This window comes from Kitasatospora sp. NPDC101155 (assembly GCF_044768305.1).
GTDB lineage: Bacteria > Actinomycetota > Actinomycetes > Streptomycetales > Streptomycetaceae > Kitasatospora.
The window spans coordinates 16,372-28,598 of the sequence record NZ_JBIWPN010000069.1; the positions used below are offsets into that span (position 1 = coordinate 16,372).

The 12,227-nt window shown below is 73.5% G+C and carries 13 protein-coding genes; 12 read left to right on the forward strand and 1 reads right to left on the reverse strand.

Annotated elements, in window-relative coordinates; all coding sequences use genetic code 11:
- Positions 1-134 precede the first annotated feature (134 nt).
- From ACIRYZ_RS42370 to ACIRYZ_RS42415, 10 genes are all read left to right on the forward strand, one after another.
- Positions 135-557: a hypothetical protein gene (locus ACIRYZ_RS42370; RefSeq protein ID WP_402953997.1), complete on the forward strand. Its 423-nt coding sequence runs from the start codon at positions 135-137 to the stop codon at positions 555-557.
- A 92-nt stretch (positions 558-649) separates the two neighbouring features.
- On the forward strand, positions 650-1,075 hold the full coding sequence (locus ACIRYZ_RS42375; RefSeq protein WP_380615261.1) for a phage tail protein: 426 nt from the start codon (positions 650-652) through the stop codon (positions 1,073-1,075).
- 65 nt (positions 1,076-1,140) lie between these two features.
- Positions 1,141-1,863: a LysM peptidoglycan-binding domain-containing protein gene (locus ACIRYZ_RS42380; RefSeq protein WP_380615260.1), complete on the forward strand. Its 723-nt coding sequence runs from the start codon at positions 1,141-1,143 to the stop codon at positions 1,861-1,863.
- Positions 1,860-3,638 (forward strand): VgrG-related protein, encoded by a 1,779-nt coding sequence (locus tag ACIRYZ_RS42385; RefSeq protein WP_402953998.1) that lies wholly within the window; start codon positions 1,860-1,862, stop codon positions 3,636-3,638. The genes ACIRYZ_RS42380 and ACIRYZ_RS42385 overlap by 4 nt, the downstream gene beginning before the upstream one ends.
- An 86-nt stretch (positions 3,639-3,724) precedes the next feature.
- Positions 3,725-4,036, forward strand: coding sequence for a PAAR domain-containing protein (locus tag ACIRYZ_RS42390; protein ID WP_402953999.1), 312 nt, complete (start codon positions 3,725-3,727; stop codon positions 4,034-4,036).
- A gap of 100 nt (positions 4,037-4,136) precedes the next feature.
- Positions 4,137-4,562: a GPW/gp25 family protein gene (locus ACIRYZ_RS42395; RefSeq protein WP_393038521.1), complete on the forward strand. Its 426-nt coding sequence runs from the start codon at positions 4,137-4,139 to the stop codon at positions 4,560-4,562.
- Complete coding sequence (locus tag ACIRYZ_RS42400; protein ID WP_402954000.1) at positions 4,562-6,523, forward strand: putative baseplate assembly protein; 1,962 nt, start codon at positions 4,562-4,564, stop codon at positions 6,521-6,523. Before ACIRYZ_RS42395 ends, ACIRYZ_RS42400 begins: the two co-directional genes overlap by 1 nt.
- 141 nt (positions 6,524-6,664) lie before the next feature.
- The gene (locus ACIRYZ_RS42405) at positions 6,665-7,231 is read left to right on the forward strand and encodes a phage tail protein I (protein WP_402954001.1); all 567 of its coding nucleotides are present in this window, start codon (positions 6,665-6,667) and stop codon (positions 7,229-7,231) included.
- A gap of 558 nt (positions 7,232-7,789) precedes the next feature.
- Positions 7,790-8,563 (forward strand): NADase-type glycan-binding domain-containing protein, encoded by a 774-nt coding sequence (locus tag ACIRYZ_RS42410; RefSeq protein WP_402954002.1) that lies wholly within the window; start codon positions 7,790-7,792, stop codon positions 8,561-8,563.
- A 462-nt stretch (positions 8,564-9,025) separates the two neighbouring features.
- Complete coding sequence (locus ACIRYZ_RS42415; protein ID WP_402954003.1) at positions 9,026-9,370, forward strand: hypothetical protein; 345 nt, start codon at positions 9,026-9,028, stop codon at positions 9,368-9,370.
- A gap of 103 nt (positions 9,371-9,473) precedes the next feature.
- Here ACIRYZ_RS42415 and ACIRYZ_RS42420 read toward each other — a convergent pair whose 3' ends face one another.
- Entirely contained in the window at positions 9,474-9,953 is a 480-nt protein-coding gene (locus tag ACIRYZ_RS42420) for a MarR family winged helix-turn-helix transcriptional regulator (RefSeq protein WP_387628470.1), read from the reverse strand.
- A gap of 142 nt (positions 9,954-10,095) precedes the next feature.
- On the opposite strand from ACIRYZ_RS42420, the gene ACIRYZ_RS42425 reads away from it, so the two are divergent.
- Entirely contained in the window at positions 10,096-11,046 is a 951-nt protein-coding gene (locus ACIRYZ_RS42425) for a saccharopine dehydrogenase NADP-binding domain-containing protein (RefSeq protein WP_402954004.1), read from the forward strand.
- A 5-nt stretch (positions 11,047-11,051) separates the two neighbouring features.
- Complete coding sequence (locus tag ACIRYZ_RS42430; protein WP_402954005.1) at positions 11,052-11,894, forward strand: MBL fold metallo-hydrolase; 843 nt, start codon at positions 11,052-11,054, stop codon at positions 11,892-11,894.
- The last annotated feature ends 333 nt before the right edge of the window (positions 11,895-12,227 follow it).

Here is a 12,227-nt window from a genome sequence, read left to right on the forward strand (position 1 = left end):
CGCCCCTGCCGGCCCCGTCGCTCCAGCGGCTTCCGGCCGCCTCCCGGCCCGCGCAGCCGGCCCCGATGCAGCCGGCCCCGATGCAGCCGCCCACCGGTACGGCCGGGCCGGGGCCGCAGGTGCCCCAGGCACCCTTGCCCGTCGTGTTGCGCGCCGCGAGCGCCCCTTCCGTACGACCCGCGCCCGCGCTGTCCGGGCCGTCCGCGCCCGCGTCGGCGCAGCCCGGGTCGTCGGCGCCCGGCACGGCACGGCTGTTGCAGCGGGTGGCCGAGCAGGCGGGCCTGATCGGGGTGCCGCTGACCGCCGTACCGGCGCGCGGGCCGAGCACGGTGCAGGCCGCCCCGGCGACCGGTTCGCCGTCCCGGGCCGTCTCGCCGCCGGTCACCTCGTCCGCCGCGAAGACCGTCGGCGGATCGCCCGCCGAGACCGGCGGAAGTGGGCCGGCCGACCTCGACGAGCTGGCCCGGCGTCTGGTCGAACCGGTCGGGCGCCTGCTGCGCACCGAACTGCGCCGGGGCAGGGAGCGCGGCGGGAAGCCGTACGACTTGCGCCGCTGAGCGCAGGCCCGGCGGAGGGCGGCCGCCAGACCACCGCAGCGACGTGACCGGTAGCAGGAAGCAAGGAAGCAAGGAAGCAGGAAGCGGAACCGATGACCGACAACATCTTCGCGAGCAGTGTGTTCTTCAGCCTGACCATCGGCGGCAACGACCTGGGCGAGTTCACCACCTGCTCGGGACTCGGCGCCCAGGTCGAGATCGAGCAGTACGCGGAGGGTGGCAACAACGGCTTCTCCTGGCAGCTGCCGGGCCGCATCACCTGGTCGAACATCACGCTGACCCGCGCGGTCACCGCGGACACCACCAAGATCGCGCGCTGGCTGAGCGAGATCGTCCGGAAGGTCGAGCCGAAGGACGGCGAGATCGTGGCGCTGCGGCCCGACCTGAGCCGGATCGTCGGCTGGCAGGTGCTCGGGATCGTCCCGGTCCGGTGGGAGGGCCCGTCCTTCGACCCGGCCAACTCCCAGGCCGCGGTGGAGACCCTGGAGATCGCCCACGCGGGCCTGCGCCCGTCCTGACCGCCCCCGGGCCCCGCACCTCTCCCGCCTCACCCAGCCGCCCGCCCACGTAAGGAACACCGAGGATGTCCCCAGCGGTCCCCGCGAGCGTCACCCGGGCCCAACTGACCATCATGGAGCCCCCGTCCACCGTCGGCGCCCAGCCCGGCGGTGCGATCGCGCGACTTCCGCTGCAGTTCAACCCGGCGACCCTGGTGCTGCGCAAGTCCACCGAGTGGCGGCGCACGCCGTCCCGGATGGCGGGCCAGTCCGCGCTGCCCGAGTTCGTCGGCAGCGGCCCGCGCTCGCTCTCGCTCGACGTGTTCCTGGACTCGACCGCGACCCACGACAACTCGGTGGAGCGGGCGGTGGAGCAGCTGATGACGGCGTGCGTGCCCACCCCGACCAGCCTGGCGCGCAAGACCCCGGCCAGTCCGTGGATCCGGCTGGACTGGGGCACCCTGAAGACGACCTCGTTCAACGGGGTGCTGACCGGCCTCTCGGTCACCTACACGCTCTTCGACGTGGACGGCAATCCGCTGCGGGCGGTCTGCTCGCTCTCCATCGACGAGGCCAGCGTCGACCCGGCCGGCCAGAACCCGACCTCCGGCTCGCCGGAGGCCCGCAGCACCCACCGGGTGATCGCGGGCGACAGCCTGCCGCTGCTCGCCTGGCGGGCGTACGGGGACGCGACGGCCTGGCGCACCATCGCGGAGGCCAACGACATCGACGACCCGCTCGCCCTGGTCCCCGGCGCCGAGCTGATCGTGCCGGGAATCGACGAACTCACCCGGGGCGGGCGGCGATGACCACTCCCGAGGCCCGGGGCGGCCGGCCGTTCGCCGCGGATCCCGTCGTCGAGGCGCCCGGCCCGCTGCCGCCGGTCTGGGCGGCCCAACTGGTCTCCTGCGACATCGAGGAGAGCGTCGGCCTGCCCGACACCGCGGTGCTGAGCTTCCGGGACGCGGACCACACCTTCCTCGCCACGACCGGGATCACCATCGGTACCAAGCTGAAGGTGTCGGTGGTCACCGTGCAGGGGCACACCCAGGTGCGGCTGTTCACCGGCGAGGTGACCGCGCTGGAGCTGGAGGTCGACACCACGGGCTCGTACACCGTGGTGCGGGCCTCGGCGCCCACCCACCGGCTGATGCGCGGGCGCCGGGTGAAGGCCTTCCGGAACATGACGACCGCCGACATCGTCCGCGAGGTCGCCGCGGGCGCGGGCCTGTCCTGCGGCCGGGTCGACTCCTTCCCGGTCGTCCACCAGCAGCTGTCCCAGGCGAACGTCCCGGACTGGGACTTCCTCCAGTTCCTGGCGCAGGAGAGCGGCGCGCAGGTACGGGTGGACGACGACGGGCAGCTGGAGTTCGTCCGGCCCGAGCCCGCGTCCGGCGCACCGGCCCCCTCCACCCCCGCGCCGCAGAGCCCGATGGTGCTGGAGTACGGCCGCAACCTGCTGGAGCTGCGCGGTGTGCTGACCGGGGTGGCCGGCGCGGACACGGTCGAGGCGCGCGGCTGGAACGTCACCACCAAGAGCGCACTGGTCGCCACCGAACCGGCGGTGACCTCGCAGACCGTACAGCCGGGGATGAGCCCCTCGGAGGTGACCTCCGCCTTCCCCGGCCCGGCCCGGCTGACCGTCGCCGACACCCCGTACCGCACTCAGGCGGAGACGACCGCCGCGGCCCGGTCGCTGGCCGCCTCGGTGGCCGCCGGCTTCGGGGAGCTGGAGGCGGTCGTCGAGGGCAACCCGCGGCTGCGGGCAGGCACCCCGGTCGCCCTCGGGAACGTCGGCGCCGCCTTCTCCGGCCGCTACACCGCCACCGGGGTGCGCCACCTCCTCGAACCCTTCCGCGGCTACCGGACCACCGTGGTGGTCAGCGCGGCACCCGACCGCTCCCTGGCCGGGCTGGTCACCGGCGGCAACGCGCCGCCGCGCGGGCCCCGGATGCCGGGTCTGGCCGTCGCCGTGGTCACCGACGTGCGCGAGCCGGGCGAGGGGCAGCGCGGCTGGGTGAAGCTGAAGTTCCCCTGGCTGGACGACAGTTACGTCTCCGACTGGGTGCGCACCGTGCAGTGGGGCGGCCACGGGGGCGGCGGCGTGGTCAGCCCCGAGGTCAACGACGAGGTGCTGGTCGGATTCGAGCAGGGAGACCTGGACAGCCCCTACGTGCTGGGCGGGCTCTACAACGGCGTGGACCGGCCCTCGCCGCACGACGTTCCGCTGGTCGACGCGGCCGCCGGCAAGGTCAACCGCCGCTCCGTGGTGTCCCGTTCGGGCCACCGCCTGGAGCTGCTGGACGTGCCGGGCGGGAAGTCCGGCGTCCGCCTGGCCAGCGGGGACGGGAAGTTGGAGGTCAGCCTGGACCAACAACGCGGGGAGATCGTGCTCACCGTCCACGGCGCGGTCGGCGCGGCGGGGAGCACGGTGCGGCTGTCCTCCACCGGCATCACCCTCGACGCGGGCACCGGTGAGGTGAACGTGCGCGGCGGATCGGTGACCGTCCGGGGCACGACGGCGGTCACCGTGGACGGCGGAGCCGAGGCGGTGCTCAAGGGGGCCTTCGTCCGGATCAACTGACGAAACGTCAGGCAGACGTCAGAAAAGCACGCTGGCAGTAGAGGAGTGCCCACGACCCGAGGGCACCATCGGAATGGAGACCGCACATGCCCCCCGCAGCCCGGACCGGCGACATCACCGATCACGGCGGCGCCCTCACCACCCCGCCACCGGGCGCCCTCAGGGTGGCGACCGTGCTGATCGGCGGCAGGCCCGCCGCGGTGGTCGGCAGCCTGCACGCCTGCGTCCCGCACGTGGAGATGGGCCCGGCCAACGTCGTCCTGCCCGACCCAAGCGCGATGACCGGGGGAGTGGTCCTGATCGGCGGGCTGCCCGCGGCCCGCATGGGGGACAAGACGGCCTGCGGCGCAAGGATCGAGAGCGGCGCCTTCAACGTGCTGATCGGAGGCGGGGCATGAGCGAGCGATGGGGGTGCCCCCGGCCGAAGGCTGGGGGAGAGCGAATCATCAAGAGGTGCGCGTGGGCGAATGCCCCTGCCGAGCGGAGCGAGGTGGGCGCATGAGCGGGAGCAGCTTCATCGGCCGTGGCTGGGCCTTCCCGCTGCGGGTGAACGCCACCGGCGGCATCGGCATGGTGGACCGGGACAGGGAACTCGCCGAGGCCATCCGGCTGATCCTCGGCACCGCCCCCGGCGAGCGGCCGATGCGCCCGGAGTTCGGCTGCGGCATCCACGAGTACGTCTTCGCCCCCGGCGACAGCACCACCGCCGGGCGGATCGCGCGCGAGGTGCGCATCTCGCTGGAACGCTGGGAACCGCGGATCGAGGTCGACGACGTGGTGATCGCCTACGACAGCGTCGACGAGGGCACGCTCTACATCGACGTCCACTACACGGTGCGCGCCACCAACGACCGCCGCAACCTGGTCTTCCCCTTCTACACCATCCCGGAGTCCCCGGCCGCCGCGGACGGAGGCGCGAACTGATGGCCCTGCCCTCCCCGAACCTGGACGACCGGCGCTTCCAGCAACTCGTCGACGAGGCCAAGCGGTACGTCCAGCAGCGCGCGCCGGAGTGGACCGACCACAACGTCTCCGACCCGGGCGTCACCCTCATCGAGACCTTCGCCTACCTGGTGGACCAGCTGCTCTACCGGCTGAACCGGGTACCGGAGAAGAACTACTCCGCCTTCCTCGACCTCCTGGGCGTCCGGCTCTTCCCGCCCGCCGCGGCCCGGGCCGAGGTCGACTTCTGGCTCTCGGCCCCGCAGCCCGAGACCGTCCTGCTGCGGGCGGGCACCGAGGTCTCCACCCTGCGGACCGAGACCGACGACGCGGTGGTCTTCTCCACCGCCGACGACCTGCCGATCGTGCCCAGCTCGCTGGACCGGCTGGTCACCGTCTCCGCCTCCGGCGAGCAGTCCGACCGCACGGCCCGGCTGGCCGACGGCGCGGACGTGCCGTGCTTCCAGCCACGCCCGATGGCCGGCGACGCCATGCTCTTCGCCCTGCCGGCCGTGGTGCCGCGCTGCATCCTGGTCGTCCGGCTGGACAGCCGGGTGGAGGGCGTCGGCGTCGACCCGCGCCAGCCGCCGCTGGCCTGGGAGGTGTGGGACGGCGCGCGCTGGATCGGCTGCGAGACCGGCAGCGACACCACCGGCGGCCTCAACCGGCCCGGCGAGGTGGTGGTGTTCGTGCCCGCCGGACACACCGCGTCGGTGGTCGCCGGCCGACGGGCCGGCTGGCTGCGCTGCAGGGTCACCGAGCCGCAGCCCGGCCAGCCGTTCTACTCCGAGTCCCCCACCATCCGCCGTGCCGAGGTGTTCACGGTCGGCGGCACCGCGACCGTCGTCCACGCGCAGACCGTCACCGACGCGCCGCTCGGCTCCTCCGAGGGCGTCGCGGGCCAACGCTTCCGGCTCGCCCGCCCGCCGGTCCTGCTGGACGGCGGTCCGCCGGCGGTGGAGGTCGCGGCCGGCGAGGGGTGGGAACGGTGGACGGTCGTCGAGCACTTCGGCGACTCCTCGCCCACCGACCGGCACGTGGTGCTCGACGCGACCACCGGCGAGTTCCTCTTCCCGCCCGCGGTACGGGAACCCGACGGCAGCCTGCGCGCCTTCGGCGCCGTGCCGCCCAAGGGCGCGCGGCTGCGCGTCCCGCACTACCGCACCGGCGGCGGGATCGCCGGCAACGTCGCCCGCAGCACCATCACGGTGCTGCGCAGCTCCGTCCCGTACATCGCCCGGGTCGACAACCGCGAGGCGGCCAGGGGCGGGGTCGACGGCGAGACCGTGGAGAACGCCAAGCTGCGCGCCCCGCACCAGCTGCGGTTGCAGGAACGCGCCGTCACCGCCGGGGACTTCGAGCTGATCGCCCGGCAGGCCGCGCCGTCCGCCGCCCGGATCAGCTGCGTGCCCGCCGCCGGCGGCGATGCGGGGGCGGTACGGGTGCTGGTGGTCCCCGACGCGGTCGCGGACGACGGCGACCGGCTGCGGTTCGAGCAACTCATCCCCGACGAACAGGTGTTGGCCGCCGTCGCGACCGCCCTCGACGAGCGGCGGCTGATCGGCACCCGGATCCTCGTGCAGCCCCCCGCCTACCAGGGCGTGACGGTGGTCGCCCGGCTCACCACCCGCGCCGCGGACCCCGACCGGGTCCGCGAGGCGGTGCTCGCCGCGCTGTACCGGTACCTCAACCCGCTGCGCGGCGGCGCCGACGGCAAGGGCTGGCCGTTCGGCCGGGCGGTGCAGTACGGGGAGGTGTTCGCCGTGCTCCAGCGGGTGGCCGCCGTCGCGGGGGTCGAGGAGCTTCGGCTGTTCCCGGCGGACCCGATCACCGGGCGCCGGGGCGCGCCCGCCGAGCGGGTCGAAGTGCCGCCGGACGCCCTGGTCTTCTCGCACCAGCACCAGGTCGTGGTCACGGCGGCGGCCGAGGACGGGCAGTCATGAGTGGGCGGCGCGAGTTCGTGATCGCGAGGTGGGGCGCATGAGCGAGCGATGGGGGTGCCCCCAGCCGAAGGCTGGGGGAGAGCGAATAATTGAGAGGGGCGTGTGGGCGAATGCCCCTACCGAGCGCAGCGAGGTGGGCGCATGAGTAGGGCCGCCGTCCCGGGACTGCCCAGTCCGCACCCGATCGGCGAGCTGCTCCCCGCGCTCTTCGCCGACGACGACTTCGCCCAGCGGTTCACGGCCGGCCTGGACACCGTCCTCGCCCCGGTCTTCGCCACCCTGGACAACCTGCCCGCCTACTTCCAGCCCCGCCTCGCGCCGGCCGACTTCCTCGGCTGGCTGGCGTCCTGGGTCGCGGTGGACATCGACCCGGCGTGGCCGGAGGAGGTGCGCCGCGCGGTGGTCGAGCGCGCGGTGGAACTGCACCGGTGGCGCGGCACCCGGCGCGGCCTCACCGAGCGGCTGCGCCTGGTGCTGGGCGCCGGTGCCGAGATCACGGACGGCGGCGGCGTCTCCTGGTCGACCGTCCCCGGTGCCGCCCCGCCGCTCCCCGCGCTGAGCGGTGAGGTGCTGATCCGGGTCTGGCCCCTGGACGGTCCGGGGCTGGACGAGGACCAGGTGTTGTCCGTCGTCAGGGCGGGTTGCCCGGTCCACCTGACCTGCCGGGTGGAGATCCTGCCCGGCCCACCCGGGCGAGTGGAGGACTGACGGATGCCGGTGTGCCCCGACTGCGGAACGGCCAACGGGGAGGGGGACGACTTCTGCGGCAACTGCGGTGCGTACCTGGGGTGGTCGCGCGGCGCCGCCGCCACGGCGGCTCCGACTGCCGGACCCGCGGCGGCGCCCTCGCCCGCGCCTGCACCTGCACCTGCACCCGCTGAGCGTGTTACGCCTGCGCCCGCTGCACCGGCTGCGCCTGCCGAGCCCGCTGTGCCCGCTGCGCCTGCCGAGCCCGCTGCTCCCGAGACTGCGCGCACCGAGTCCACCTGGCGCGCGGTGTCGCGACGGGTGACGCGCGCCAGGAGGGAGCAGCCGCCCGCCCCGACCGTCGAAACGCCGACCCCGCCCGACGAGGAGCCGGCGGTCCCGGCGGAGGCCGAGCCTCCGAGCTCGACCTCCATCCGCGTGCGGCCGGTTCCGGTTCCGGCTCCAACTCCGGCTCCGGCTCCGGCGCCCGAACCGACCCCGGCCCCGATCTCTGCCCGGGAACCGGCTCCGAGACCGGATCCCGAAGCGGCTCCGGCCCCCGAACCGCAGGCCGATCCGGTGGCCGTGCAGCCCGCCAAGCCCGTCGCACCACGCCCGGTCGTCCGGGCGTCCGCGGCCGACGAGGCCCAGGACGGCCCGCCCTGCCCCCGGTGCGGCACGCCCAACCTGCCCGATCGGCGCTTCTGCCGCCGTTGCGCGGCACCGCTGACCGACACCGCGGCCCCGCCGAAGCTGCCGTGGTGGCGTACCCGCTGGCCGTTCCGGCGCCGGGTGCGGATGGGAGGTTCGGGCAACGCGCTGCGCCGCACCATCGCGCTGCTCGTGCTGGTCGCGGTGGTGGTCGGCGGGATCCTGCTCTACCCGGTCGGCAAGGACGTCTTCCAGGACGTGCTGGACAAGCTCCGCAGCACCGCGCCGATCACCCCGGCCCAGACCTCGGCGAGCGCCGCGGTCGAGGGCCATCCCGCGACCGCGGCCGACGACGGCCTCACCAACACCTACTGGGGCGCACCCGCGATCGGGGACTCCGTCACCTTCGGCTTCCGCACCCCGTTCCGGCTGGTGGACCTGATCGTCCACACCGGCGACTCCGCGGACCCGCAGCGCTACCAGCAGCAGGCCCGTCCCGTCGTCCTGGCCTTGGAGGTCACGGCCTCGGACGGGGAGGTGCACCGGCAACAGATCACGCTCAACGACCAGCCGGGCCCGCAGACCGTGGCGACCGGGATCAGCGACGTCGTCCAGGTGAAGCTCACCGTCCGCGAGGCCGCCGGAACCGGCCCCGGCCGGGCCATCGCCCTGGCCGAGGTGGAGTTCTTCAAACGCACCTGATGGACACTCACTGTCAGTGCACCATCGGCCAGTTGGCCACTCAGGCGAGGATTGCGGACAGCCGGCCCCGTTTAACGACCATCTGCCGTTCGGCAACGTACAGTTGGTGATGTGGACATGTCCACTTCAGGACATCGACAAGAAGGAGTACCTTTCTCGACCACTCACCTCAGGCGCGGTGCGGGCCGACGGATGCTGCCGGTGCGGGGAGCAGCCGAACCGCGGGTGCAGCGTCGCCGGACTGCGTGACAAGGCCCAGCGGCTGACGGCCGCCGGGATCCAGGTGCTCTACGGCTTCTACGAGTACCACGGCGGCAACACCCCGGACGTCGGAGGCAGGGGCTGGACGAGCCTGGAGGGCAAGCTCGGCCCCTTGGAGGGCATGACGACGACCGGGACCCGCGACCAGGCCGAAAACGCCTTCAACCGGTCCGGTTCCGGGATCCCGCCGGTCACCGGGCGATGGACTACGGAGACAGCGACATCACCAAGGGCTTCGGCAACTGCCCGGAAGCCACGTACAACACGTGCGCGGAACTCAAGAAGGGCGCTGCGGACCGCGCCGCCGGCAAGCTCGCGGCCACGCTGTCCTGGACGACCACGTACAACGACCCGTGGTACGTCGACGAGCTGCTGGGCGACGCCCACGTGGACGGCATCATCGCGGGCTACGGCGCCTTCACCGGCGTGCGGGAGTACGACGACAACTGGCAGTGCGCCAACGCCGTCAACCTCGTCCGTGACTGGGTGAACCGCCACAGCTCCACCCACCGCATGGCCAACAGCGGCGACCGCCTCTTCAGGTAGTGGCGCGCCTGGTCGGGTAGCGGACAGCCCCGGGCCGGGGTCGTGGCGGATGCACTCGCCACGACCCCGGCCCGTTCACGTCGGACTCGCCGTCCGGGGACGCTCAGTGCGGGTATCGGCTGCGGATGGCCCGGGCGGCGTCGGTGCCGTCGAGGAGGGTGTGCAGGAGGGCGGTCAGGGTGTCGACGTCCGAGGCCGTGAGCCGGGCCGCCATCTCGGTGGTCAGGCGTGCGGTGGCGTCGCCGAGCTGGGCAGCCAGGGTGCGTCCGGCGTCGGTGAGCTGGATGAGGACGGCGCGCTTGTCCTGCTCGTGTGGGATCCGGCTCACCAGGTCGCGCTGGACCAGGGAGTCGACCAGCCGACTGGGGCTGCCCTGTTCGCAGACCAGCAGGCGCCCGAGGGCGGCCAGGGTGACCGGCTGGTGCGCGGCGAGGACGTCGAGCACCTCGGCCTGTGCGGGGGTGAGGCCCAGGTGGCGCAGGGCGTCGCCGAGCCGGCGGCTGCCCTCGCGTTGGGCGGCCAGGAGCAGGTAGCGCAGTTCGTCCTGCGGAGCCCGGGTGGTGCGGCTGTGGTCGGCGGTCACGGGCTGCCCTTCGTTTCGTCCATCGGTTGAGCGGGTGTGGGGCCAGAATATCAATGACACGACATTGATGACACGACATCGATGTTGTGTCATCGTTGTCCCGTCATCGACGGAAGCCCGTTCGGGCGGAAGGAGCACGATCATGCGATCCGACTTCGTCGTTCTCGGCGCCACCGGCACCACAGGCAACCTGATCGCCGGACAGCTCGTCCAGCAGGGTGGGACGGTGACGCTGGTCGGCCGGGACGCGGGCCGACTGGCGTCGATCGCTGCGCGGTTCGACAGCGCGGCGGTGACCGTTCTGGCCGCGGACCTCGCGGACCACGCCGCGCTGGCCGCGACGGCCCGGGCGGGAAAGGTACTGGTCAACACGGTCGGCCCGTTCACCCGCTTGGCCCCGCCCGTGGTGAGCGCCTGCCTCGACGCCGGCACGGCGTACGTCGACCTCGCCAACGAGCGGGCCGCCGTGCGCGCCCTGCTCGACCGCGACGCCGAGGCACGCGAGCGGGGCGTCGCGCTCGTCACCGGGGCCGGCTTCGGACCGGCCGCCACGGAGGCGCTGGTGCTGACCCTGCGTGAGCGGATGGCGGACCCGGCGCGCGTGGTCGTCGCGTCGGCCGCCACCACCGCGTACGACACGGAGGGCGTCCGCGCCACGGTGGCCGAGGCCGCGGCCGAGGGTGCCACCGTCTACCGGGCCGGCGAGCTGGTCCGCTTCCGGCTCGGCGACGGCGCCACGACGCTCACCTTCGGCGGCGTCGGCCGGACGGTGATCCCCGTGCCGACCGGAGATCTGGAGGCAGCGCGCGACGCCGGCGGCGCGCCCGACGTGACCGCGTACGCCGCTCCGCGCGGGGGCACCGGGACGGACGGCCGCTCCTACGCCTACGCGGAACTCACCGCCGGGGACGGCCGACGGCACGTCGCCGAGCTGAGTACGGGAGAGGGATTCGCCTTCACCGCGGCCCTGGCCGCCGCAACCGCGGCCACGCTGCTCGATGGCCCGCCCCCGGGCGCCCGGACGGCGGCGCGACTGCTCGGCGCCGAGCGCGTCGCGGCCCTGCCCGCCACCACCATGCAGCTGGGCCGGTGATTCGGATGAGCGCCTTTGAGTCCTCGACCGAGTCCTCGACCGAGTCCTCGACCGAGTCCTCGACCGAGTCCTCGACCGAGTCCTCGACCGAGTCCCCGACCGAGTCCCCGATGCCCACCGTGCACCGGCTGGGCGACGACCTGGTCAACTTCTACCTCGTCGACACCGGCCCGGCTCTGGTGCTGGTCGACGCCGGGCTGCCGGCGCACTGGGACGGCCTGCTCGGGGCACTGCGCGGTCTCGGCAGACCCGTCACCGACATCGCGGCGGTCCTGATCACTCACGGCCACCCGGACCACGTGGGCCTCGCGGAGCGGGTCCGTGTGGAATCCGGGGCCGATGTCTGGGTACACGAGTCCGACGCGCCGATCCTGGCCGAACCACGGCGCCTCAACCAGGTCTGGCGCCCCGAGCGCTCCCTCCTCGGCTACGCGGTCCGCCGCCCGAGCGGCCTGCGGGCACCACTGCATCTGGCTCGGGGCGGTGCGCTCCGCACACCGGCGGTCCGGCAGCTCCGCACCTTCGCGGACGACACCCGACTCGACGTCCCCGGCCTGCCCCTGGCGGTGCACACCCCAGGGCACACGCACGGCAGCACCAGCTACCTCCTCCCGGAGGCCTCCCTCGCCTTCACCGGCGACGCCCTGGTCACCAACGACGCGGTCGCCGGCCGCGTCGGGCCCTGCGTCATCTGCCAGGCCTTCACCCAGGACAGCAAGGCGGCGCTGGCCTCCCTGGAGAAGGTTGCCGAATACGAGATCGACACGGTCCTGCCGGGCCACGGTGAACCATGGCGGGACGGTCTGGCGGAGGCCGCACGGCTGGCGGTGGCCGGCGGCATTCGATAGCGGCAGGAGAAGGGAGGGCGCCGCCGCACTGTGGTCCGGGCTGGGCATTTGTCTCGGGCGCCGAATAGGGGTAGTGTCTCCCAGTCGCTCGGCTGGGAGCACCGGACACGCAACTGCGCGGACGGTCCCGGGGCGGCCAATCCTCTGAACCATCACTTCCCGGTCCTCGCCGGCCGTTTCGCGTTGTCGCGTTGCGGTCAGGTGTTGAATCGGTGTGCGCGTTTTATCGGATTGCGGTCGGATTCGCTTTTCGGAGCGAGGGTCGGCTAGAGTTTGAAACGTCGGACGGGGCGTCAAGCCCCAGAGGACATCGGCGAGTTGGATGAACGAAGC